We start from the raw sequence: 23,309 nt of genomic DNA, 5'->3' as shown, positions 1-23,309 counted from the left end.
GGTCGTACCGGTCTGTGGATTACCTGGGCGCGCCGAGCTCGATCGGCACGCCGACCAGCGAGCCGTACTCGGTCCAGGAGCCGTCGTAGTTCTTGACGTCGGGCAGGCCCAGCAGCTCGCGCAGGGCGAACCAGGTGTGCGAGGAGCGCTCGCCGATACGGCAGTAGGCGATGATCGGCTGGTCCAGGTTCACCCCGGCCTCGCTGTAGAGCTTGCGCAGGTCCTCGTCGGACTTGAAGGTGCCGTCGTCGTTCGCGGCCTTCGACCACGGGATGCTGCGGGCGGTCGGCACGTGGCCGGCGCGCTGCGCCTGCTCCTGCGGCAGGTGGGCCGGGGCCAGCAGCTTGCCGGTGAACTCGTCGGGCGAGCGCACGTCGATGAGGCCCTTGGTGCCGATCGCGTCCACGACCTCGTCGCGGAAGGCGCGGATCGACAGGTCCTGCTCCTTGGCCCGGTAGTCGGTCGCCGGCCGGGTCGGGACGTCGGTCACCAGCTCGCGGGAGTCCAGCTCCCACTTCTTGCGGCCGCCGTCGAGCAGCTTGACGTTCTCGTGCCCGTACAGCTTGAAGTACCAGTACGCGTAGGCCGCGAACCAGTTGTTGTTGCCGCCGTAGAGGATGACGGCGTCGTCGTTGGCGATGCCCTTGCGGGACAGGAGCTGCTCGAAGCCCACCCGGTCGACGAAGTCGCGGCGGACCGGATCCTGCAGCTCGGTCTTCCAGTCGATCTTGACCGCGCCACGGATGTGGCCCTTGTCGTAGGCGGAGACGTCCTCGTCCACCTCGACCAGCACCACGCCGGGGGCGTCGAGGTTGGCCTCGACCCAGGCGGCGTCCACCAGGACGTCACTGCGGCTCATTTACGGAACCTCCTCGGAAGGGTTCTTCGGGATGACACGCTTGATGATCAGAAACATCTCGCAGCCGAGGCAGAACCCGAACACGGCGTTCAGGAAGGCGGCCCCGAGTGCGAAGGCGGTGGCCGCTATCCCCAGCCACCCGAGCCCCAGGCTGTATCCGGCCACGCCCACCAGCGCGAACACGAGACCGACCCCTTGCGCGAAACGCGGCGGGGCTTCGTCTTCGAGTTCTGCCGGCGGGCTCAAGCGCGGTCGTACCAGGCGTGCGTAGAGCAGCCCGTACGGATGGTGGCGCAGCCCGAAGAAGACTCCGATCGCGAACACCATGGCCTGAGCAGCGAGCAGTATCCAGCTCCCGGTGAGCAGTACCGCCACCAAGACGATCGAGGTGATGGCAGCGACGAGCCGCTGCCCTCGCGGGTCGACTTTCATGTGGAGAAACGCTCCCTTACGGGGCGGAGGTGCGGACGCCTGACAGGTGCGGGGGAAGAATCCCCGCGACAGCGGCTACGGCTGTTCTCAGGCCATGCGACAGAGCGCGGTCGAAACGCGGCAGTAGTCGACTGCCCGTCGCTTCGTCAGCATCTGCTCTGTCCAGTAACGCACGGAGACGATGCTACGGCCCTTCTCGTGAGCTGTCACCCCCGTCTCGCCTACCGAGACGGCCCGCATGATCACGTTTGGTCAGGGGCGGGCCCCCCGACCGCGGGTCAGAGCCCGGGAAGCCGCCCCAGCGCGGCGATGACATCGGCCTTCCTGGGCTGTCCGGCGGCGCGTTGCACGATCCGCCCCGAGGCGTCGAGCACCAGGACGGTGGGGGTCTTGAGGATGTTCAGCTCGCGGACGAGCTCAAGCCGCGACTCGGCGTCGATCTCCACGTGCCGGACCCCCTCCACCATCTCCGCCACCTCGGCGAGGATGCGCTTGGTGGCCCGGCAGGGCGCGCAGAAGGCACTGGAGAACTGGACGAGCGTCGCCCGCTCGCCCAGCTCGAAGTCCCACTCCCCGCGCACGTCCTGCTCCTTCAGCCGTCCCGTCCTGCGCTGCCAGACCAGCCCGAACAACGTGGCCAGGCCCAGGGTGACGAGAACGGCTATCAATCCGGTGGTCATGGGCCGAAACCTACGCCACGGCCCGCCGGGGTCAGCCCGTGGTCTGCGGGGTGACCCCGCTGAGGTCGACGTTCTCGGCCGTCCCGGTGATCCGCAGGCCGGTGTCCACGGGCTCGACCGCGGTGATCCGCGAGCCCATCGGCAGGCCGGTGACGGGCACCGTGTAGGTCAGGTCGCGTTTCACCAGGTCGAGGGGCACCTGGATCCCGGAGGCCCGGACGGTCTTCGGGGTGACCACGATGCCCTTGGCGGTGGGCTCGAGGGAGACCGCCACGCCGACCTGGGCGCTGACGCCGAGGAACGCGAAGGTGCCTTCCAGGAGCATGTCGTCACCGTCGCGTGACACTTTCTGCACCCCCTTGTCGGCGACCCCCTTCTGCAGGACGCCGTACGGGATGACGGCGGAGGCGGTGGCCGTCTTCGCGCGGACGTTGCTCTGGTCGCCGTTCAGCAGCTCCGAGAGCGGGGCGTTCAGGGAGTCCAGCCGGATCCGCACGTCCTGGACGGTGACTCCCTGCTGGGTGTAGTCGCCGATCACGACGTCGATCCGCTGGTAGTTCCCGCCGGCCGCCTGGGTGAGGAACGGGAAGCCGCCGATCTCCACCGACGGCTGCTCCTGCAGCCGGTACTGCGCCGCGACCTGGCGGGCCACCTCCGTCTCCGCGCGGGTCTCGCCGAAGCGGTCGGCGCCGATCAGCCCCGCCACGGCCAGCACGAGCAGGACGATCAGGAATTTACGCATGGCACCCCTAACTGTTCAGAGTGTGAGACGAACGACCTACCCGGCAAAGTTCGCGATGTGAGATCAGCCACCCGCGAACGGAGGCAATACTTCCACCACCGCGCCGTCCGTCAGCTCCACCCCGTCATATGGGCGGGCCCCCACCGGCCGCCCGTCGACCAGGAACGAGCTGCGCGCCAGGACCCTCCCGAATTCCTCGCCCCTGGCCATCCTGGCGTTCTCAAGGGCTTCGGCGAGCGTGTCGGCCCGGTACGGCTCCTCCGGGACCCCCGCCGCGGCCTTCGCCGCGGCCCAGTATCTGATCATTCCCTCGGCCATTGCCCCAGGATCTCATTCATGTATCGCCCGTAATGAATCAGTCGGGCGGCCGTTGCCCCTTTCAGCCTCTCGTATAAGCTTCTAGCGAAGGATCCGGGCGATGAGGCCCCCGGGTCCTTGACGTCTTTAAGGGGACGTGTCACCCCGGAAGGGCAAGAGAGGGAGGCGGCCGTTGAGCAGCTTGTTGTTGCTCACCAACGCGCTGGAACCGTCAGATGAGGTTCTTCCTGCGTTGGGTTTGCTCTTGCACTCGATTCGCGTCGCACCGGCGGAGGCATCCGCCCTGATCGACGCACCCCCAGCCGACGCGATTCTCGTCGACGCGCGCCGCGACCTGGTGCAGGCCAAGAGCCTGTGCCGGCTGCTGCGCACCACCGGCCTGGACTGCCCTCTGCTGGCCGTCGTCACCGAGGGCGGCCTCGCCGCGCTCACCCCCGAGTGGGGTCTGGACGACGTCCTGCTGCAGGCTTCCGGACCGGCGGAGGTCGAGGCCCGGCTCCGGCTCGCGATCGGCCGTTCGGCGACCGGCGAGACCGAGGACCAGCCCGGCGAGATCCGCAGCGGCGACCTGACCATCGACGAAGCCACCTACACCGCCCGGTTGCGCGGCCGGGTGCTCGATCTCACCTTCAAGGAGTTCGAGCTGCTGAAGTACCTCGCGCAGCACCCGGGACGGGTCTTCACCCGCGCCCAGCTGCTGCAGGAGGTCTGGGGCTACGACTACTTCGGCGGCACCCGCACCGTGGACGTCCACGTGCGGCGCCTGCGGGCCAAGCTCGGCGCCGAGTACGAGTCGCTCATCGGCACCGTGCGCAACGTCGGCTACCGGTTCGTTCCCGACCACCGGCCCGGCGACCAGGAAGAGGCGCTGGCCGCGCGGCCGTAGCCGCGCCCTCGCGGGCCTGGAACGTTCCTACCTCCTGGTAGGAACACCCGTGTCCGGAAAGCAGCCCCCACGCGACGAGGCGCAGGGGCTGTTTCCCGTCTCTCCGGTCCGGTCCGGTCCGGGGTCGCCCCCGGACCAGGACGTCAGCCGAGCTTGATCCGGCCGGTCGCCGGAGGCGCCACGGGCGAGTTGGCGCCGAGGTAGGCGGTGAAGGCGTCCAGGTCGATCGGGCCGCTCCACAGGTCCGTGCCCTGGGTGAAGACGGAGAAGCCGTCGCCGCCGCCCACCAGGAAGTTGTTGGCGGCGACCCGGTAGGTGCCGGTCGCGGAGACCGGCTCGCCGTCGATCTCGATCCCCGACACCCTGTCCCCGAACGGGTTGGCCGCCGTCACGGTGTAGGTCAGCGACGCCGACGGCTGGAGCACCGCCGTGCGCGCCGCCGTCCACTGCTGCTCCAGCAGGGCGTCGAGCTGGGCGCCGGTCAGGGTCACCACCTGCATGAGGTTGTTGAACGGCTGGACCGCGAACGCCTCGCCGTAGGTCACCACGCCGTCGGGCGCGTACGGCAGGTCCGCCCGCACCCCGCCCGGGTTCATCAGCGCGATCCGCGCGCCGCCCTCGCCCTTGGTGGCGGCCAGCTGGGCGTCGGCGATCAGGTCGCCCAGCGGCGTCTCGCCGGTCGCGGTCGCCTTCCGGTCCAGGTCCGCGGTGATCTCGCCGACCTTCTTGTTCGCGACCTCCGCGACCCGGTCCTTCCAGGTCTGGACGAACTGCCCGGTCTCGTCGTCCGGATCGATGTCACGGGTGACGACCTGGTTGTCGATCTTCACCGAGGAGCGGACGACGTCCTTGGACCTCTTGTCGATCCGCAGGTCCACCTGGGAGATGACCCGGCCGAAGGATCCGCCCTGGCTGTAGAGCCGGGTGGCGCCCGAGGGGTCCTTCACCTCGCAGACGTAGGCCTGGTGGGAGTGCCCGGACAGGACCAGGTCGATCTCCGGGTCCACCTTAGTGGCGATCTCGGTGCCCGAACCCGCGCTGCCATCGGGGTCGGCGGCGGTGCTGCAGACGTCCGGGGACCTGCCCGCGGTGACGTTGTCGCCCTCGTGGACCAGCAGGACCTGGGACTCCACGCCCAGCAGCTTCAGCAGCTGCGAGCCGAACTTCGCGGACTTGACGACGCTCTCGAACTTCAGGCCCTTGATGCCGGAGGCGGTCACGATCGTCGGGGTCGCCTCGGTGACGGCGCCGATGAACCCGATCCGCTGGCCGTTGATCCTCCTGACCGCGATCGGCGGCACGGCCGGAACCCCGTGGCTCTTCAGCAGCGCGGCGAGCTTCTTGCGCGGCACCTGCCGGAGGATCTCGTTGCCGGGCAGGTCGGGGATCTTCTTCCCGTCCTCCAGCAGCACGTTCGCGCCCAGGTAGGCGAACTCCGTGCCCTTCCAGGGGCCGGCCGGCGAGTCGCCGTCGACCGGGTGGGAGCCGCCCTTGAGGAGGCGCTTGAGCTCGTCGTACCCCTCGTCGAACTCGTGGTTGCCCACCGACGAGGCGGTGATCCCCAGGTTCCCGAGGAACTCGAGGCTCGGCTCGTCGTGGTAGGCGGCCGAGATCAAAGGCGTAGCGCCGATCAGGTCGCCCTGGGCGACCTTCAGCGTGTTCTCGTCGGTCATCCGCTTCATCCAGGCGGCGACGTAGGCGGCGCCGCCCGCGGCCACGGTCTGGCCGTTCTCGTCGACGAAGCGACCGGAGGAGCCGGTGGGCGGCTCGAGGTTCCCGTGGAAGTCGTTGAGGGCGAGCAGTCGGACGGGGACGCTCTTCCCCTTGTCCGAGGGCGCGGCCGTCACTCCGGGCGCCGCCACCGCGAGCATCGCGGTGGTCAGCGCTCCGGCGAGCACGACCTTCGTACCTTTACGCGGCATTCGCTCATCCTTGGCAGATCTGAAGAGGGGCAGGAGGATCCATCCGGACCCTAGGGACAGAAGATCGACACTGTCACTTGGAGATACGTGAGAACCTCGGCCTCACGATCTCCCCCGTCTTGTGATCTCCTACCATTGACCGGCCGCATAGGCTGGGGATCTATGGTCGCCGTGCACGAGTTGTCCCCCGAACAGTCAGCCGCCGTTCTCGAACTGGCCTCCCGCGCCGCCGAGCACGACACGGTGGCCCCCCTCTCCGAGCAGACGCTGCTCGACGTCAGGCACGGCGGAGGTGAACACCATCTCCACCAGGTGGACGGACTGCTCGCGGGTTACGCCTACACCGACGGCGAGTCCGCCGAGGTCGTGGTGGACCCCGGCCTCCGCCGCCGGGGCGTCGGCAGGATCCTGGTCTCCGCCCTGCTGGCCGGGAACGAGCGGGTCAAGATCTGGGCGCACGGCGACCTGCCCGGCGCCCCGCAGCTGGCCGCGGGCCTGGGCCTCGCCCCGGTGCGCACCCTGCTCCAGATGCGCCGTCCGCTGAACGACCCGCTGCCCGTCCTGCGGATCCACGCCGGCTTCACCCTGCGCACCTTCGAGCCGAAGGACGCCGAGGCGTGGCTGGGCCTCAACCGCCTGACCTTCGCCGAGCACCCCGAGCAGGGCCAGTGGACGATGGAGGACCTCCGCCAGCGCATGGCCGAGCCCTGGTTCGACCCGAAGGGCTTCTTCCTCGCCTGCAAGGGCGACCGGGTGGTCGGCTTCCACTGGACCAAGGTCCATCCCGAGGGCCTCGGCGAGGTCTACGTCGTCGGCGTCGACCCGTCCGTCCAGGGCGTCGGCCTGGGGCGCACCCTGACCCTGGCGGGGCTGCACCACCTGAAGTCCCTGGGCCTGGAGACCGTGCTGCTCTACGTCGACGCCGGCAACACCTCCGCCGTGCGCCTGTACGAGTCCCTCGGCTTCACCCACCACCGGGCCGACGTCATGTACAGCCGTCCCTGAAAGGGCTGCGGCCGCTTCCGAATGGGCCGGGTGTGACCTCGTTAACCTGACGGCCACACCCCGTCGAGGTATTTTTCCGAGACACGATCATCCCTGTTCATCCTTCGTTCACCTGGACCGCTCCGAGTCGTTCACCTGGGCTTCCTACCTTCGGATGCAGACGGTGGCCCCACCTCCCTGACCTAGCACGGGGTTCACCGCACTGATCAGGAGGAACACCCCGTGAAGAACGGCATCCGACTCTCCGCCCTCGGTGGCGTCATTCTCGCCGGCGCCCTCGCGCTGTCGGCTTGCGGCTCCGACGACAACACCGACGGCGCCAACGACGCGACCGCGAACAAGGGCGACTGCGTCGAGGCCACCGTCAACGCCGCCGGCTCCAGCGCGCAGAAGAACGCGATGGACGAGTGGATCAAGGGTTACACGGCCAACTGCGCCGGCGCGACCCTGAACTACAACCCCAGCGGTTCGGGCGCGGGCATCGAGGCCTTCAGCTCCGGCCAGGCGGCCTTCGCGGGTTCGGACTCCGCGCTCAAGCCCGACGAGATCGACGCGGCCAAGCAGCGCTGCAAGGGCGGCAACCCGCTGAACCTGCCGATGGTCGTCGGCCCGGTCGCGGTCGCCTACAACCTGGAGGGCGTGGACGGCCTGCAGCTGTCCCCGACCACCCTGGCGAACATCTTCGCCGGCAAGATCACCACCTGGAACGACCCGGCGATCGCCAAGGACAACCCGGGCGCCAAGCTCCCCGGCGACAAGATCACCACGGTCCACCGCGCCGACGAGTCGGGCACCACCGACAACTTCACCAAGTACCTCACCGCCGTGGCCCCCGACGTGTGGAAGTTCGAGGGCGGCAAGCTGTGGACCGCCCCCGGCGGCCAGGGCGGCACCAAGTCCGACGGCGTCACCACCCTGATCAAGCAGTCCAAGGGCTCCATCGGCTACATCGAGATGTCCTACGCCGAGAACGCCGGGCTGTCCACCGCCAAGATCCAGAACGGCGCCGGCGAGTACACCGAGCTGAACGCCGACACCGCCTCCAAGACCCTGGCGGGCGCCGAGATCGTCGGCACCGGCAACGACCTCGCCATGGAGATCGACTACAACACCAAGACCGCGGGCGCCTACCCGATCGTCCTGGTCACCTACGAGATCGCCTGCGAGACCGGCCTGGAGGGCGACGAGGGCAAGTTCGTCAAGTCCTTCCTGACCTACACCGCCTCCGAGCAGGGCCAGAACGCCCTCAAGAACCTCGGCTACGCCCCCCTGCCGACCGAGGTCGCCACCAAGGTCCGCGCCTCCGTCGCCGCCATCAAGTAAAGAACCGAGACCGGCGCTGAACAGCGAGGACCACCCGCGCCCCGTCGTCCGACCGGACGGCGGGGCCACGCCCGGTTCCGGGCTTCACGCAAGAGATCCCGAAGGAGGGGCTGGGGTGACCAGCATCGACGAAGTCCGGGCGCGGACCGTCGGGGCGCAGCGGCAGAGGCGTGCGTTGAGCACCGGTCGGCGGGGCGACCGGATCTTCAGCACGGCGGCCCTGGGCTCCGGGGTCTTCGTCCTGGTGATCATGGCGGCGATCGCCGCGTTCCTGGTCTGGAAGGCCATCCCGGCACTTCAGGCCAACGAGGGGAACTTCTTCACCGACACCGAGTGGAACGCCAACGGCGACCCGCCGCGGTTCGGCGTGGCGCAGCTGGCCTTCGGTACGGTCATGTCGTCCGCGCTGGCGCTGCTCATGGCGACGCCGGTGGCGATCGGCATCGCCCTGTTCATCGCGTTCTACGCCCCGCGCAAGCTCGCCGAGGGCCTGGGGTTCGTGGTGGACCTGCTCGCCGCGGTGCCCAGCATCATCTACGGCCTGTGGGGCCTGCACTTCCTGGTGGTCAACTCCGAGGGAGTGGTGGGGTTCCTCAACGGGGCGCTCGGCTGGATCCCGCTGTTCGCGGGCGACAACATCGGCGGGCAGTCCCTCTTCATCGGCTCGGTGGTCCTGGCGATCATGATCCTGCCGATCATCTCCTCCATCACCCGCGAGGTCTTCCTCCAGGTGCCCACCTCGCACATCGAGGCCGCGCAGGCCCTGGGCGCCACCCGCTGGGAGACCATCAAGCTGTCGGTGCTGCCCTACGGCAGGTCCGGCATGATCAGCGCCATGATGCTCGGCCTGGGCCGGGCGCTGGGCGAGACCGTCGCGATCGCCCTGGTGCTGTCCACGGTCGCGGGCATCAACTGGCACATCCTGGAGCCGGGCGGCAACACCTTCGCCGCCAACATCGTCCGCACCTTCGGCGAGTCCGGGGCGACCGGCCGCAGCGCCCTGATCGCCTCCGGCCTGGTGCTCTTCGTCATCACGATGGTGGTCAACATGGCGGCCCGCGCGATCGTGGCCCGGCGTAAGGAGTTCGTGTGAGCGCCCCGACCCTGAAGACACGGCACGGCGGCACCGGCAGCGCGGCGATCCCCGAGACCTCGGGCGTCCGCAAGCTCAAGGACAACATCGTCCTCGTCGCGGTGTACACCGCCTTCGCCCTGGCGATCATCCCGCTGGCGAGCGTCCTGTTCAAGATCGTCAGCGAGGGCGCGACGGTCATCAGCGGCGACTTCTTCCTCAAGTCGATGAACGGCGTCGGCGGACGGGACGCGGGCGGCGGCATCTACCACTCCCTGATCGGCACCCTGGAGCAGGTGGCCCTGGCCAGCCTGATGTCGATCCCGATCGCGGTGCTGACCGCCGTCTACCTGGTGGAGTACGGCCAGGGCAACCGGCTCTCGAAGATCATCAGCTTCTTCGTGGACGTCATGACGGGCATCCCGTCCATCGTGGCCGGTCTTTTCGTCCTCGCCTTCTGGATCCTGGTGCTGGGCTTCGAGGTCTCCGGTTTCGCCGGCGCGCTGGCCCTGGCCGTCCTGATGATCCCGACGGTGGTGCGCTCGGCCGAGGAGATGCTCAAGCTGGTCCCCAACGACCTGCGCGAGGCCTCCTACGCCCTGGGCGTGCCGCGCTGGCGGACGATCACCAAGGTGGTGCTGCCCACCGCGTTCACCGGCATCATCACCGGCATCATGCTGGCCGTCGCCCGCGTCATGGGCGAGACGGCCCCGCTGCTGCTGACCATCTGGGTGACCAAGGTCATCAACTTCAACCCGTTCGAGGGCGCGCAGTCCTCGCTGCCCACCTACATCTGGGAGCAGGCGGGCGACCCCAACCAGGTGGCCGTCGACCGGGCCTGGGGCGCGGCCCTCGCCCTGATCTTCATCATCATGGTCCTCAACTTCGGCGCCAGGCTCCTGGCCCGCAGGACCTCGATCCGGTAAGAGAAGAACGGAGCAACAACAGCAATGGCGAAGCGGATCGAGGTTTCCAGCCTCAACGCCTACTACGGCGGCTTCCTGGCCGTCGAGAACGTCTCCATGACGATCGCGCCCCGCTCGGTCACCGCCTTCATCGGCCCGTCCGGCTGCGGCAAGTCCACCTTCCTGCGCACCCTCAACCGCATGCACGAGGTCATCCCGGGCGCCCGGGTCGAGGGCAGGGTCATGCTGGACGACCAGGACCTCTACGGGGAGAGGGTCGACCCGGTGGCGGTCCGCCGCGTGGTCGGCATGGTCTTCCAGCGGCCCAACCCCTTCCCCACGATGTCCATCTACGACAACGTGGCGGCCGGACTCAAGCTCAACGGGGTCAAGCGCAAGGGCGAGCTCGACGGGATCGTCGAGTCCTCGCTGCGGGGCGCCAACCTCTGGAACGAGGTGAAGGACCGGCTGGACAAGCCCGGCGCGGGCCTGTCGGGCGGTCAGCAGCAGCGGCTGTGCATCGCCCGGGCGATCGCGGTGCAGCCGCAGGTGCTGCTGATGGACGAGCCGTGCTCGGCGCTCGACCCCATCTCCACCCTGGCGATCGAGGACCTCATCGCCCAGCTCAAGTCGCAGTACACGATCGTCATCGTGACGCACAACATGCAGCAGGCGGCCCGCGTGTCCGACCGCACCGCCTTCTTCAACATCGCGGGCACCGGCAAGCCCGGCAAGCTCATCGAGCTGGACGAGACCTCGAAGATCTTCACCAACCCCACGGAGAAGGCGACCGAGGACTACATCACCGGCCGTTTCGGCTGACCCGTACCGGCGAACCCGTACCGGCGAAGACACAGGGCTTCCACCCCGCTGGGGGTGGGGGCCCTGTCGCCGTCTGCGCGGCGTGTCTCATAAGGTGCTCATCGCCTGTCCCGTGGGCGCGTTGACCAGCGAAAACTCTGTTCTGGAGGGGTGTACGCGAGTTGATCAACGGCAACCATCAGGAGAGGAGGTGATGACTCGCCGAAGAAAATCAGGTGAAAGTTCGTCATACGGTTGAACTACACCTACGATCGCTGCGGATAGTTCCCGCACTAGGAGAGAAACGTGCGATTGCGTCTCACGCCGCGTGAAGACGGCTTCTACGACTTGTTCGCGGACTCCGCGAACAACCTCGTCACCGGAGCCCAACTGCTCGTGGAACTCATCAGCGACGGCTCAGACCGGGAGGCCGTAGCGGAGAAGATGCGCGCCTGCGAACACGCGGGTGACGAATGCACTCACGCGATCATGCACCGGCTCAACGAGAGCTTCATCACCCCGTTCGACCGCGAGGACATCTACGACCTGGCGGCCCGCCTCGACGACGTGATGGACCACATGGAGGAGGCCGCCGACCTGGTCGTCCTCTACAAGATCAAGACTTTGCCGCAGGACGTCGTCCGCCAGGTGGAGATTCTGGAACGTGCCGCTGAGCTGACCTCCGAGGCGATGCCCCGGCTCAAGTCGATGCGCGAGCTCAACGAGTACTGGATCGAGATCAACCGGCTGGAGAACCAGGGCGACCGGATCTACCGCAAGCTCCTGGCCCACCTCTTCGGCGGCGAGTACGAACCCCTCGAGGTGATGAAGCTCAAAGAGGTCATCGACCGCCTGGAGGACGCGGCCGACGCGTTCGAGCAGGTCGCCAACACCATCGAGACCATCGCGGTCAAGGAATCATGACCGGGGAGGACCCGCAGAAACTGATCGACGCGGTACAGGTCGATCATGATCTGGAAAAGCCTCAGCAGAAGCAGAGCCGGCTGAGCACCTACGTCTCGGCGGGCGGCGGGCTCGTCGCCCTCGTGGCCGGCACCGTCACCATCCTGGTACTGGGCCCCTCCGTCGAGACCTTCGCCCTGGTGGCCGTCGTCGGCATCGCCCTGGGCTTCGACTACACCAACGGCTTCCACGACGCGGCCAACGCCATCGCCACCTCGGTGTCCACCCGGGCACTGACACCGAGGGCGGCACTGCTGATGGCCGCCATCATGAACCTGCTCGGCGCGTTCGTCGGCGTCGGAGTCGCCAAGACGATCGCCGACATCCTTCCGGACCTGCAAGGGCTCAGCGGCCTGGGCGTGGTGTTCGCCGCGCTGGCCGGAGCCATCATCTGGAACCTGATCACCTGGTGGTTCGGGCTCCCCTCCTCCTCGTCCCACGCGCTGATCGGGGGGCTGGTCGGTGCGGGCGTGGCCGCGGCCACCACGGTCGGCTGGGACAAGGTGCTGGAGAAGGTCGTCATCCCGATGATCGTCTCGCCGTTCGCGGGCTTCGCGCTGGGATACCTCTTCATGGTGATCATCCTGTGGCTGTTCCGGCGGGCCAAGCCCGCCCGGGTCAGCCGGGGCTTCCGCATCGCGCAGTCCGCCTCGGCCGCCGCCATGGCGTTCGGGCACGGCCTGCAGGACGCGCAGAAGACCATGGGCGTGATCGTGCTGGCCCTGGTCGCCACCGGGCACCAGGCCCACGCCGACCACGTGCCGGTCTGGGTGATCTTCGTCAGCGCGTCCGCGCTGTCGCTGGGCACCTACGCCGGCGGCTGGCGCATCATGCGCACACTGGGCCGACGGGTCATCGAACTCGACCCGCCGAAGGGGTTCGCGGCCGAGGCCACCGCCTCGTCCATCCTCTACGTCGCGGCCATCGGCTTCCACGCCCCGATCTCCACCACCCACGTGATCTCCTCGGCGATCATGGGTGTGGGCGCGACCAAGCGGCTGTCGGCGGTGCGCTGGGGGGTGGCGGGCAACATCCTCATGGCGTGGGTGCTGACGCTGCCGGCGGCCGGACTGATGGCGGCCCTGGTCTTCACGCTGCTCAGGCTCCTGGGAGTCTGACCGCCGCGCGCCTCGAACGAAGAAGCCCGTCCGGTTCCTCCCGGGCGGGCTTCGGCACGTTCGGACCCGGCACGGTCAGTCGTAGACCGGCTCGGGGCACACTCCCAGCACGATGTCGATCTCGGCCTCGGTGAGCTGCCGCTCCGCGGTCGCGACCGCGCTCAGCAGCTCCGCGTACAGTTCGATCTCCCCGAGTGCCACGTCGTCATGCAGACGTCGATCGAGCTCCGAAAGGCGCATCGCGTCCACCTCCGTTCATCCGGCCCACACCCGCGTACAGGCTACTGGCCGGTCGCAAAGGTTCCCATGACCCAAGCGGGCTACCCGAGGACTATTCACGTTGCACCGCCGGTAGTCAGATCGAGACCCGGAACCGCGGCCCGGAAGAACCCCCTCTCAGCCCTCCGGGTCTGCCCTCAGCGTCTGGTCGAGCCGCTCCGGCCCGCCCCTCAGCGTCTGGTTGAGCTCGCCCAGGATGCGCTCCAGCCCGGATTCCGGCAGGTCGCGGACGGTCAGCCGCGCCGCGGTCATGGCGTCCGCGCCGACCAGCCCGGCCAGTCTCCGGGCCTGGCGCGCCACGGTCTCGTCGAACCACTGGTGGACGGTCCGCCCGTAGGAGAAGGCCTCGTCCTCCCTGGCCCGGGCGATCCGGGTCATCAGCTCGACCCTCAGCTCCTCCTCGACCACGTACAGCTTGGCCTCGGCGAGCCGGGCGAACAGCTGCACCAGCTCCCGGTCGGTCGGCGGCGCGAAGTCCAGTTTCAGGAAGGTCGCCTCGATGTCGGGGTTGGCGCGCAGGAACCCGCCGAGGTCGCGGCCGGCCAGGACCAGCTGGTAGGGGTTCTCCCGGAAGCCACGGAACAGTTCGGCGACCGCCTCGGGGGTGAGGTTCTCGGCCTGCTGCACCAGCAGCACCCCTCCCGCGGCCTGCTGCACCATCGCGGCGGTGCGCAGTTCCGTCTCCAGCCCGTCGCGGCCCAGCAGGTGCTCGGGGCGGCACTGGATGAGATGCCCGGACGGCAGGACGCCCAGCGAACCGAAGATGCCGCCGATGATCCCGGCGACGGTGGCCTTGCCCGTCCCCGGCGGCCCCTCGAAGACCAGGTTGACCGGTTCGTCGGCCTCGGCGGCCAGCCGGTCCACCTCGGCCTTGACCTCCTCCAGGCCGATCATCTGGTGCAGGGTGTCCAGGTAGCCGTCCACGTCCCCGGCGGGCCGCAGCGCGGGCTCGATCGTCTCGGGGACGCCCGCGAAGTCCGGCGCCTGGAGCACGACCCTGTCCCTGGCCCCGCCGCCCCGGCCCAGCGCGCGCTGGTAGGCCCGCTCCAGATAGGCCTCGACGAGCCGGGCCCCGGTCAGGTCGCCGGGGCCGCGCAGCCGGATGAGGTCCTCCCGCGCCACGTCCCAGGCGACCGTGTCCAGCGACGCCCGCCGCTCGTCGGCGAGCACCCGCAGCAGGGTGGTGCGCTCCTCGACGTCCCGCAACTCCGGCAGGCGGAAGACCCGGAACGTGCGCTCCAGCTCCGGGTACTCCTGGGCGAAGTGCCGGAACGAGCGCGGGTCGCAGGTCGCGATCATCGGGGTGCCGGCCCTGGCCCGCACCGTGCGCAGCGTCCGCAGGAAGACCCGGGGGTCCTGGGCGTCCATCACCGCGGCGTCCAGCCGTTCCAGCAGCAGGACCGGCCCGTCCTGGTCGAAGAGCGTCGCCAGCCGCTCCAGCGCCAGGCCGCGCAGTTCCTCGGCGTCGGTGATGCGCAGCCGGCCGTCGCCGACGATCTCCGCGACCATCCGGGCGAACCGGCGCTGCCCGGTGTGCGGGGCGCCCACCAGCAGCACCGAGACCGCGGCCGGACCCGACGGGCCGGCGGGGCCTGCGGCTCCCGCGCCGTCGAGCATGGTGGCCGGCGGGACCGCGGGCCGGGCGCCGCCCTGGTCGAGCATCGTCGCGTGCGGGTCCACGGGCCGTCCGGCACCCTGGTCGAGCATCGTCGCGTGCGGATCCACGGGCCGTCCGGCACCCTGATCCAGCATGGTGGCGTGCGGATCAAAACCCTGGCCCTGGCCCTGGCCCTGGTCGAGCATCGTGGCCCCCGGGTCGAACGGCGCGGGTCCCCCCGGCGCGTCCAGCATCGTGGCCGAGGCTTCGAGCAGGGCCGCCGCGTTCTGGTCGAGCATCGTCGCGGGAGGCTGCCCGGGCTGGACGGGCTGGACGGGCAGCCCGGCCAGCTGGGTGGCGGCGAAGGCGATGCCGGGGACGGGCAGCGCGTCGAGGAAGGCCGCGGCGTCGTCCTCCGGCCCGTACACGAACGTGACGCCGCGCCGGGTGACCGTCGGCACCTCGCCGGGCGCCTGCGCGGGCGGGGCGATGTCGTCGACGGGCCGGGCGGGCAGCGGAGCGTGGTCCAGGAAGTCGCCGACCATCGTCTCGGACATGATCCGGGTGCCGTTCTCGGGCACCGGCGGCCGCCGGTCGGCGGGCCCGCCCGAGGGCGAGGGCATCGGCGGCTGGCTGGGCCCGTCGGGCCGGTCGAAGCCCAGCGGGCCGGTGGAGCGCACGTCCTCCTGTGCTCCGCCGCCCAACAGCCGCCCGCCGAACCTGCGGGCCCTGTCCCAGGCCTTGCCGAACGCCTTGCCCGCCTGCTCGGCCAGCTCGTCCGCGGTGGGGCCGCGCTGGGCCGCGGGACGCCTCCCGCCGGTCTGGTGGGGCGCGCCCTGGAGGCCGAACGCCGCCGCCTGCTCCCCCTGCGCCGCGGGCTCGGCGGGTCGCTCGCCCTGGCCGGGCACGATGAGCTGCCCGTCCGGACCGAACTCCGCGCGGGCGGTGTGCTGGTGCGGCGGCTGCGTGGCCCATGGCTGCCCCTGTACGGGAGGCTGCCGCCCTTCGGGGCCCGGCGGAACGGGCTGGGCTCCCCACGGCTGCGCGGGAGGCTGTGCCGCCTCCTGGCCGGGCGGGACGGGCGGCGGCTGCTGCGCGCCCCACTGCTGTTGGGGCGGGGGTTGCGCACCCCACTGCTGGGGCGGGGGCGGCGGCGCGGCGGGGGTGGTGGCGGTGGCCCGCTCCAGCCCGATCAGCTCGGCCAGCACCGCGACCGGCGAGGGGAAGCCGCGCGGCCGGGCCGGGATACCGCCGCCGAGCCGGCACCAGCCCAGCGCCACGGCGAAGAGGGTGGCCAGCAGCTCTTCGCGGTTGCCCGCGGTGCCGTCGCGCAGCTGCTGCGGCAGCCTCTGGTCGATCGGCCAGAACCGGCGGCGCAGCGGGTGGCCCGGCTGCGCGATCATCGCCTGGACGGTGAAGCGGATCTCCGGGTCGAGCCAGCGGGTGACCTCGGTGACCAGGTCGTGGCGGACGATCGCCAGGTCGGCGGCGAGCATCGAGGCGGCGATCAGCCTGGGCTCCACGAACGTGGGGTCGCCCGGCTCGCCCGCGGCCGGCACCAGGCACCGGGCCAGGTCGTAGAAGAGGTGACGGAAGCCGTCGCCCGGCGAGCTCTCGGCGCGCAGGCCGGGGCTGAGGTTCGGCGGGCAGCGGGTGATCCACAGCTGGGCGACCGCCGCGTCGCCGTGCGGCAGCGCGCCGTAGTCCTGCTGCGGGTCCGACAGCGTGACGTTGAGGATGGCCAGCAGCGCGTCGGCGCGGGCGGTGAACCGGGGCTCGTCGCGCAGCGCCGAGGCCGTCGCCCACATGGTGCGCAGGATGACGACGGCCGCCTGGACGTTGTGCGCGCGCAGCCTTTCGGCGTACAGGGAGACGAGCTCCTCCAACGTCGGCGGGGTCAGCCAGCGCGGCCCCTCGATGCGGGGCAGCGAGGCGGTGCGGTAGGGCTCCCACAGGGCGAGGAGGTCGGCGTCGCGCTGGGCGTCGAAGACGGGGGCCGAAGCGCACCAGAGCATGACTCCCCAGCAGGCCGCCACGGTGTTGGGGACGTCGGGGGAGAAGTCGGCGAGCCAGCGCGGGGTGTTCTCGGCGGGCCTGGGGAAGTCGGCCGCGGGCAGCGCCGCCGCGGACTCCACGGTGGCCCTGACCCGCGCGGTCAGCTGCGACAGGTCGGCGCCGAAGAACGGCAGCGCGGCGGGCGCGGTGACGTCGAAGTCGGGGCCGAGCGGGATGACGTGCGGGGGCAGCCCGGACTCGGGGCCCGCGGTCTTGCCCGACCGCCGGACGGACGTGGCGTACGGCGGCGGGCACAGGTACCACTGGGTGTCGCCCGGGTGCTTGCGGTACCAGCGTGCCCAGGCCCCGAAGAGCCACCGGGTGGCGTCGGGCAGCTCTATGACGCGGCCCGCGACGGCGTGCTCGCGCTGCTCGGCCCTCGCGGTGGGCCACCAGCTCGCGGAGACCACCGCCTTGATCTCGCGCTCCGCGGCGCTGAACAGATCTTCTCGCCGCGAATCATTCGGTCCCCATGCCACCCGGACATCGTAATTGACCGGCTTGTTCAGTGGTCCGGCTGTTTTCGGAAAGCCGGACCGTTGATCATTTCCACTCGGCCCGGCTGTGCTGTTTCGCCTTCTCCACGTACACGCTGGAGGTGAATTCCAGGCCGGCGAAGTCGTCGTCGTTCAGTTCCCGCATCACCTTGGCCGGGGCGCCCGCGACCAGGACCCCGGAGGGGAACTTCTTGCCGGGGGTGACCAGCGCGCCCGCCGCCACCAGGGTGCGCGCCCCGATCCGCGCGCCGTTGAGCACGATCGCGCCGATGCCGATGAGCGCGCCGGTCTCGATGTGCGCGCCGTGGACCATCGCCTTGTGCCCGAGGGAGACCCTGTCCTCCAGGACCGCGGGGAATCCCGGGTCGGAGTGCATGCAGGACAGGTCCTGGATGTTGCACTCGTCCCCGACGACGACCTCCTCGGCGTCGGCCCGCAGGACCGAGCCGTACCAGACGCTGGAGTCGCGGCCGAGGGTGACCTTGCCGACCACCACGGCGCCCGGGGCGATCCATGCGGTGGGGTGAACTTTAGGCTGGTATGCGCCGAGTGCGCCCAAGAACGTCATGGACCGTATTCTGTCTCTTCGAAGCGGAGGTGTCCCTACCGGACCCGCCCCGGACCGAGGCGGATCCCGTCCTCTCCCCGGTACCCGCAGGAAGGAAGTCTCCGCCTGACATGACCGGAAGACCCGCCTATGCGGGTGAGAGCACGTGGTGGACGGCGGCCAATTCTCGCGAGAACCGTCGTTCCGGTTGCGCGAGCAGGCCGGACCGGACCAGAGTCGGGTCTGACGTCCCGCAATCAGGGGTCCACCCCAGCCCCTTCTGAAACATCAGCAGCCCCCCGGTCACGGGGCCGACCCCCTTAGGCACCATGAGCAACGAAGCAGAGATCCTTCCCAATCTCCTCAAAGAAGAACAGTTCGAGATCGTGATGCGCGGTTACAACCGCCGTCAGGTCGACGAAATGATCATTCGCTACCAGAACCAGATCCGGGACCTCGAGGCCCGGCTGCAGCGGGCCCTGGACGACGTGGAGCGCACCCGCCGGGAGATGGTCGAGGTGCGCGAGGCGCGCCGCCCCACCGGGGACGATCTCAGCGAGCGGCTCCGCCAGATCATCAACCTGGCCGAGGACGAGGCCAAGGAGAAGGTCGCCGAGGCCGAGCGCACCGGGCAGCAGATCCGGGGCGACGCCGAGCGCGAGTCCAAGCGCATCATCGACGACGCCAGGGGCCAGGCCGAGCGCGACGTCGCCGCCGCCCAGGAGAAGGCCGCCCAGGTGCTCAACGCGGCCAAGAACGAGTCCGAGAAGGTGCTGACCGCCGCCAAGCACGAGGCCGAGCAGACCGTGACCGGGGCGCGGCTGGAGGCCGAGCGCACCCTCACCCAGGCCGAGCGCCGCGCCACCGTCATCAACGAGGACGCCACCGAACGCCTGGACCACGTCACCAAGAACCACTCCAACGCGCTGCAGCGGCTCACCGAGATCAGCCACACCCTCAGCGCCCTGCTCCGCGCCGAGAACGAGGCGGGCCCGCTGGAGAAGATGGTCGAGGACGCGGCCGGCAAGCCCCCGGTGCGCAAGCACGCCCGCCAGGCCCCCGGAAGCACCCCCGCCCCCGCGGTGGCCGCCTCGAGCGTGTCCTCCTCGTCCTCGGCGCCCTCGGTGCCGGCCTCCGCCGCGCCGTCGTCCTCGGTGTCCTCGGCCGCCTCGGTGTCCTCGGTGGCCTCGACTCCGTCGGTGCCCTCCACTCCGTCGGTGCCCTCGGCCCCGTCGTCCTCCTCGGCCTCCCTGTCCGCCTCCAGCGGCGTGTCCGGGGCGGCTGGAGCCTCCGGCGAGCCGGTCAAGCCGGTGAAGCCGCTGAGCACCGCCCCGTCCTCCGTCTACGGCGCCGACGACGACCCCATCCCGACCCAGATCCCGGCCCCGGTCGCCCCGTCCGACCCGAAGATCTGACGTTCTCCCGCGAAGGCGGCCTCCCCCCGGGAGGCCGCTTTCGTCATGCGCTCTCCAGGTACCTCAGCACCGCCAGCACCCTTCGGTGGTCGTCTCCGGAGGGCGGAAGCCCCAGCTTGGCGAAGATGTTCGCGACGTGTTTCTCGATCGCCCGCCCCGAGACGACGAAACGGCGGGCGATGGCGTCGTTCGTCCGTCCCTCCGCCATCAGCGCCAGCACCTCCCGCTCCCGCGGGGTCAGCCCGTCCAGGGCCCCGCGGGAGCCGCCGAGCAGGTGCGACAGCACCTCGGGGTCGAGGGCCGTCCCTCCCCCCGCCACCCGCCGCAGGGCGTCCACGAAGTCGTCCAGGTCGGCCACCCGCTCTTTGAGCAGGTATCCGACGCCCGCCGCGGACTCCGCCAGGAGGTCCTTCACGTACCGGGTCTCGACGTACTGCGAGAACAGCAGGATCCCGACGTCCGGGTGTTCGCGCCTCAGCTCCAGGGCGGCACGCAACCCCTCGTCGGTGTGGGTGGGCGGCATCCGGATGTCGACGACCACGACGTCGGGGGCGTGCTCGGCCACGGCCCGCTTCAGCTCCCCGGCGTCCGCGACCGCGGCCACGACGGTGAGCCCGCGTGCCTCCAGCAGCCGGGCGAGGCCCTCCCTGAGGATGACGGCGTCATCGGCGATCACCACACGCATGTTCCCCCCGCTCATCGGTTCGCGGGCAATTCAACCGTGATCCTCGTGGGCCCGCCCGCGGGGCTGTGGACGAGCAGCCGCCCGTCGACCGCCCCGACCCTTTCCCGCAGACCTGACAGTCCCGAACCCGGCAGCGCCGTCGCGCCGCCCCTGCCGTCGTCCTCCACCTCGACGCGCAGCAGGCCGCCGTCCAGAACGGCGCTGACCCGCGCCTCGTCGGCGCCGCTGTGCCTGACCGCGTTGGTGAGCAGCTCCGCCACGCAGAAGTAGGCGATCGTCTCGACCGCCGCCCTCAGCCTCGGCACCTCCACCCGCAGCTCCGTGCGGAGCGGAACGGTGTCGGCGAGCGCGGCCAGCGCGGCTTCCAAGCCCTGGTCCAGCACCGGCGGATGGAGGCCCCGGACCAGCTCGCGCAGTTCCCGCACCGCCTGGGAGGCCGTGTCCTGCGCCTGGGCCGCGAGTTGCCGGGCGGGGCCTTCGGGGACCGTCTCCTTCAGCAAGGTCAGCTGCATGATGAGGGAGACCATCCGGGCCTGTGCCCCGTCGTGCAGATCGCGTTCGATCCGCCGGAGCACGGCCGCGGACTCGTCGACGACCAGGGCGCGGCTCTCTTCGAGGTCCCGGATGCGCGCGGCGGGGCGGTGCGGGCCGAGCAGCCAGCGCATCAGCAGCCGGTTCGGCAGCAGCGCGAGGCGGACGGCCCTCGGCGCGAGCCACAGCAGCGCCAGCCCCGCCAGCGAGACGAGGAACGGGCGGGGGAAGGGCTCCAGCGAGTATCCGGCGATCGACCAGCCTTCCCGCGTCTGGTTCCAGCCGAGTGCCCGCTGAAGCGGGTGGGTCAGGGCCACCGCCCCCCAGCACCAGGTGAAGACGACCGTGGCCGCCTGGAGCAGCGCCTGGGGCGGCTGGAGAAGGTAGAAGGCGACGGCCCGCCACCCGTGGGGGTCGGTGAGCAGGGACTGCACCCTGCCGTAGAAGCCCGGCAGATCCCTCGGAGGCGGAGGCTCCTCTATCCGCTCTCCCAGCAGGGCGGCGGCGAGCCCGCGCTGTACTCCGCCGAGCCTCCTCGCTCCGAGGAGGCCCGCCGCCAGGAGGGGTACGCCGATCGCCGTGACGGACAAGAACGTGCCGAGGGTCAGGAAGCCCACCACGAAGGCCGGGCCGAAGACCGCGAACACCACGGTGGAGAGAACGAAGAGGAGCTCTCTTCCCGCCCGTCCGCACCTCACCCGGAGGATCTTCCCAGAATCCTGCTCTGCACGGCGACGACGCCGGCGACCACCCAGGGCATGAGGAACAGGAAGGCCACCCCGCCCAGGGCGTGGACGGCCCAGGCGCCCAGGAGCGTGGGCCCGCCCCAGGCGTTCTCCAGCGAGCCGTCGAAGCCGAGCAGCGGGCGGAGCGGGTATCCCAGGTTCATGGGCACGACCGACCAGCCGTAGAGGACGGCCGGCGACGCGGCCAGGTCGAACGGCAGGCCCGCAAGACCCCTCAGCCTCCGGGCCGGCATCTCGCCGCCGAGCAGCCGGCCGCCCAGCCTCTGTCTCAGGCGTCCTCCGTCCACGAGGGAGACCAGGGTGAGCGGGGCGGAGAGGAAGACGTACAGGGTGCGCAGCCAGGGAGCCGGGCTGAAGGGGAGTTTGTCTTTCATACCGTCGATGCTGCCGGGAAAGGCTTTGCTCATCGATCGTGCGACCACGGAAACCGGTGGTTCGGTTCACCCCACCCCGTGCGGCTACCAGTCGCGGCGGCGGCCCGCCTTGGTCTCGGCGCGGCGCTTCTTGTTCTGCAGGCGGCGTTCGATCATTCCCCTGGAGGGTTTGGTCGGGCGGCGTTTGCGCGGGGGCGGGGCGATGGCCTCGCGCAGCATGACGGCCAGGCGCTCGCAGGCGGCGTCCCGGTTGCGCAGCTGTGAGCGGTATTCCTCGGCCCGGATCGTGATGACGCCGGCCACCAGCCGGTTGCCGAGGTTCGCCAGGGCCCGCTCCTTCAGCAGGGGCGGCAGGGAGGGCGAGTTCGCCAGGTCGAAGGACAGCTCGGCGGCCGTCGCGCTGGTGTTGACGTGCTGTCCGCCGGGCCCGGAGGAGCGGGAGAAACGCCAGCGGAGCTCGGCCTCGGGGATGGCGACCGAGCCGTTGATCGGGATCGGACCGGTCACAGGCATACCCCCATTATCAACAAGGACCCGCCCCGAGTCGTTTCCTTTTTTCCACACCACGTGACGTAGGTCATATCCAGCGTATGCAAGTGCTTACTTACACTGGACGCCATGACGTCCAGTGTGAACCCGGGTTGTTCCAGGACGACGACATCATCCGGAGGATCACTCGCGAGGGCATTCTCATCGCCTCGGGCGGGGCGGCCTCCATCCTCCAGACCTCGCACCCGGCGGTGGGACAGGGCGTCTACGACCACAGCTACACGTTCCAGAACCCGCTCGGGCGGCTTCAGAACACCATGGAGTGGCTGTACGCGGTCCAGTTCGGCACCCGCGAGGAAGCCGAAATGATCAGCATGTTCGCGCGGAGGATGCACGACACCGTCAACGGGCCCGGCTACGACGCCCAGGACGTCGAACCCCAGGTGTGGGTGGGTGCCACCCTCTTCGACGTGGCTGTGCGCTTCTACCAGGCGATCTTCGGCCGCCTCAGCCGCAACCAGATCGAGGAGTTCTACCAGCAGACGCGCGTCTACGCGCAGCTGATGGGCGCCCCCGCCGACGCCCAGCCCCAGAACGTCGAGGAGTTCTACGTCTACTACCGCAAGCAGATCGAGTCGTTCGAGCTCACCGAGGCCTCCAAGCAGGTCGCCCACCAGGTGCTGCATCCGAAGCTCCCGCCGCACCTGCAGCCGGGGCTGGCCGCGATCCGGCTGCTCACCGCGGGGCTGATGCCCGAGGAGCTGCGCGCCCAGTACGGCTGGGAATGGAACGCGGCACGGGAGCGGCGCTTCCTGATGCTGGTGAACGCGCTGCGCATCGTCTATCCGAAGCTGCCGCTGTCGCTGCGGACGATGCCGCGCCAGTTCTACAGCCGCAACATCCGCAAGAAGATCGAGAAGGCCAGGGGACGCGGCGCCCGGCTCTCCGTCCAGTCCTCCTGAGAAAGGAGGCGCCGGGCCCCGTGAGGTCCACCCCCCAGCGCCCTCAGGGGCCCGGCGCGGCTCTCGCCGTCAGAGTCCGACCGACGACAGAGTCGTCAGAGCCCGA

The 23,309-nt window shown here is 70.1% G+C and carries 23 protein-coding genes; 10 read left to right on the top strand and 13 right to left on the bottom strand.

From position 1 onward, the window contains the following. Nucleotides 1–19: 19 nt before the first annotated feature. From ABGB12_RS27080 to ABGB12_RS27060, 5 genes are all read right to left on the bottom strand, one after another. Entirely contained in the window at nucleotides 20–859 is an 840-nt protein-coding gene (locus ABGB12_RS27080; protein ID WP_347682289.1) for a sulfurtransferase, read from the bottom strand. Next, nucleotides 860–1,291, bottom strand: coding sequence for a DUF4395 domain-containing protein (locus ABGB12_RS27075; RefSeq protein ID WP_347682288.1), 432 nt, complete (start codon nucleotides 1,289–1,291; stop codon nucleotides 860–862). Between the two features lie 278 nt (nucleotides 1,292–1,569). Continuing rightward, the gene (locus ABGB12_RS27070; protein WP_347682287.1) at nucleotides 1,570–1,971 is read right to left on the bottom strand and encodes a thioredoxin family protein; all 402 of its coding nucleotides are present in this window, start codon (nucleotides 1,969–1,971) and stop codon (nucleotides 1,570–1,572) included. 31 nt (nucleotides 1,972–2,002) lie between these two features. Further along, nucleotides 2,003–2,713, bottom strand: a complete 711-nt coding sequence (locus tag ABGB12_RS27065; RefSeq protein WP_347682286.1) for a DUF2993 domain-containing protein — start codon at nucleotides 2,711–2,713, stop codon at nucleotides 2,003–2,005. A gap of 63 nt (nucleotides 2,714–2,776) precedes the next feature. Further along, entirely contained in the window at nucleotides 2,777–3,031 is a 255-nt protein-coding gene (locus ABGB12_RS27060) for a MoaD/ThiS family protein (RefSeq protein ID WP_347682285.1), read from the bottom strand. Between the two features lie 172 nt (nucleotides 3,032–3,203). Between ABGB12_RS27060 and ABGB12_RS27055 the strand changes: the two genes are divergently transcribed. Further along, a complete protein-coding gene (locus ABGB12_RS27055; protein ID WP_347682284.1) occupies nucleotides 3,204–3,917 on the top strand; it encodes a response regulator transcription factor in 714 nt (237 codons plus the stop codon). A 143-nt stretch (nucleotides 3,918–4,060) separates the two neighbouring features. Here the strand turns inward: ABGB12_RS27055 and ABGB12_RS27050 are convergent, their stop codons facing one another. Continuing rightward, on the bottom strand, nucleotides 4,061–5,839 hold the full coding sequence (locus tag ABGB12_RS27050; protein WP_347682283.1) for a bifunctional UDP-sugar hydrolase/5'-nucleotidase: 1,779 nt from the start codon (nucleotides 5,837–5,839) through the stop codon (nucleotides 4,061–4,063). Nucleotides 5,840–6,001: 162 nt separating this feature from the next. Between ABGB12_RS27050 and mshD the strand changes: the two genes are divergently transcribed. The 7 genes from mshD to ABGB12_RS27015 all read left to right on the top strand — a co-directional run bounded on the left by mshD (nucleotide 6,002) and on the right by ABGB12_RS27015 (nucleotide 13,026). Next, nucleotides 6,002–6,844, top strand: a complete 843-nt coding sequence (gene mshD, locus ABGB12_RS27045; RefSeq protein ID WP_347682282.1) for a mycothiol synthase — start codon at nucleotides 6,002–6,004, stop codon at nucleotides 6,842–6,844. A gap of 222 nt (nucleotides 6,845–7,066) precedes the next feature. Continuing rightward, nucleotides 7,067–8,167, top strand: coding sequence for a phosphate ABC transporter substrate-binding protein PstS (gene pstS, locus ABGB12_RS27040; RefSeq protein WP_347682281.1), 1,101 nt, complete (start codon nucleotides 7,067–7,069; stop codon nucleotides 8,165–8,167). Between the two features lie 115 nt (nucleotides 8,168–8,282). Beyond that, on the top strand, nucleotides 8,283–9,260 hold the full coding sequence (pstC, locus tag ABGB12_RS27035; RefSeq protein WP_347682280.1) for a phosphate ABC transporter permease subunit PstC: 978 nt from the start codon (nucleotides 8,283–8,285) through the stop codon (nucleotides 9,258–9,260). Continuing rightward, nucleotides 9,257–10,165, top strand: a complete 909-nt coding sequence (gene pstA, locus ABGB12_RS27030; RefSeq protein ID WP_347682279.1) for a phosphate ABC transporter permease PstA — start codon at nucleotides 9,257–9,259, stop codon at nucleotides 10,163–10,165. Before pstC ends, pstA begins: the two co-directional genes overlap by 4 nt. Before the next feature lie 24 nt (nucleotides 10,166–10,189). After that, a complete protein-coding gene (pstB, locus tag ABGB12_RS27025) occupies nucleotides 10,190–10,966 on the top strand; it encodes a phosphate ABC transporter ATP-binding protein PstB (protein WP_347682278.1) in 777 nt (258 codons plus the stop codon). A gap of 285 nt (nucleotides 10,967–11,251) precedes the next feature. Then, on the top strand, nucleotides 11,252–11,869 hold the full coding sequence (locus tag ABGB12_RS27020; protein ID WP_347682277.1) for a DUF47 family protein: 618 nt from the start codon (nucleotides 11,252–11,254) through the stop codon (nucleotides 11,867–11,869). After that, nucleotides 11,866–13,026, top strand: coding sequence for an inorganic phosphate transporter (locus tag ABGB12_RS27015; RefSeq protein WP_347682276.1), 1,161 nt, complete (start codon nucleotides 11,866–11,868; stop codon nucleotides 13,024–13,026). Before ABGB12_RS27020 ends, ABGB12_RS27015 begins: the two co-directional genes overlap by 4 nt. A 75-nt stretch (nucleotides 13,027–13,101) precedes the next feature. On the opposite strand, the gene ABGB12_RS27010 is transcribed toward ABGB12_RS27015, so the two are convergent. The 3 genes from ABGB12_RS27010 to ABGB12_RS27000 all read right to left on the bottom strand — a co-directional run bounded on the left by ABGB12_RS27010 (nucleotide 13,102) and on the right by ABGB12_RS27000 (nucleotide 18,022). Then, entirely contained in the window at nucleotides 13,102–13,266 is a 165-nt protein-coding gene (locus ABGB12_RS27010) for a hypothetical protein (protein WP_347682275.1), read from the bottom strand. 156 nt (nucleotides 13,267–13,422) lie between these two features. Next, nucleotides 13,423–17,436 (bottom strand): hypothetical protein, encoded by a 4,014-nt coding sequence (locus ABGB12_RS27005; RefSeq protein WP_347682274.1) that lies wholly within the window; start codon nucleotides 17,434–17,436, stop codon nucleotides 13,423–13,425. 64 nt (nucleotides 17,437–17,500) lie between these two features. Further along, nucleotides 17,501–18,022: a gamma carbonic anhydrase family protein gene (locus tag ABGB12_RS27000; protein WP_347682273.1), complete on the bottom strand. Its 522-nt coding sequence runs from the start codon at nucleotides 18,020–18,022 to the stop codon at nucleotides 17,501–17,503. Between the two features lie 308 nt (nucleotides 18,023–18,330). Here ABGB12_RS27000 and ABGB12_RS26995 point away from each other — a divergent pair, with 308 nt between their 5' ends. Further along, complete coding sequence (locus ABGB12_RS26995) at nucleotides 18,331–19,416, top strand: hypothetical protein (RefSeq protein WP_347682272.1); 1,086 nt, start codon at nucleotides 18,331–18,333, stop codon at nucleotides 19,414–19,416. 43 nt (nucleotides 19,417–19,459) lie between these two features. Here the strand turns inward: ABGB12_RS26995 and ABGB12_RS26990 are convergent, their stop codons facing one another. The 4 genes from ABGB12_RS26990 to arfB all read right to left on the bottom strand — a co-directional run bounded on the left by ABGB12_RS26990 (nucleotide 19,460) and on the right by arfB (nucleotide 22,265). After that, on the bottom strand, nucleotides 19,460–20,101 hold the full coding sequence (locus tag ABGB12_RS26990; protein WP_347682271.1) for a response regulator transcription factor: 642 nt from the start codon (nucleotides 20,099–20,101) through the stop codon (nucleotides 19,460–19,462). An 11-nt stretch (nucleotides 20,102–20,112) separates the two neighbouring features. Beyond that, nucleotides 20,113–21,330: a sensor domain-containing protein gene (locus ABGB12_RS26985; RefSeq protein WP_347682270.1), complete on the bottom strand. Its 1,218-nt coding sequence runs from the start codon at nucleotides 21,328–21,330 to the stop codon at nucleotides 20,113–20,115. Next, the gene (locus ABGB12_RS26980; RefSeq protein WP_347682269.1) at nucleotides 21,327–21,752 is read right to left on the bottom strand and encodes a hypothetical protein; all 426 of its coding nucleotides are present in this window, start codon (nucleotides 21,750–21,752) and stop codon (nucleotides 21,327–21,329) included. Before ABGB12_RS26980 ends, ABGB12_RS26985 begins: the two co-directional genes overlap by 4 nt. A gap of 84 nt (nucleotides 21,753–21,836) precedes the next feature. Beyond that, entirely contained in the window at nucleotides 21,837–22,265 is a 429-nt protein-coding gene (arfB, locus tag ABGB12_RS26975; protein WP_347682268.1) for an alternative ribosome rescue aminoacyl-tRNA hydrolase ArfB, read from the bottom strand. An 83-nt stretch (nucleotides 22,266–22,348) separates the two neighbouring features. On the opposite strand from arfB, the gene ABGB12_RS26970 reads away from it, so the two are divergent. Beyond that, nucleotides 22,349–23,203: an oxygenase MpaB family protein gene (locus ABGB12_RS26970; protein ID WP_347682267.1), complete on the top strand. Its 855-nt coding sequence runs from the start codon at nucleotides 22,349–22,351 to the stop codon at nucleotides 23,201–23,203. The last annotated feature ends 106 nt before the right edge of the window (nucleotides 23,204–23,309 follow it).

Origin of the sequence: Actinocorallia sp. B10E7 (assembly GCF_039871655.1) — a bacterium.
Taxonomy (GTDB): Bacteria; Actinomycetota; Actinomycetes; order Streptosporangiales; family Streptosporangiaceae; genus Actinocorallia.
This window is presented reverse-complemented; position numbering and strand designations above follow the sequence as displayed.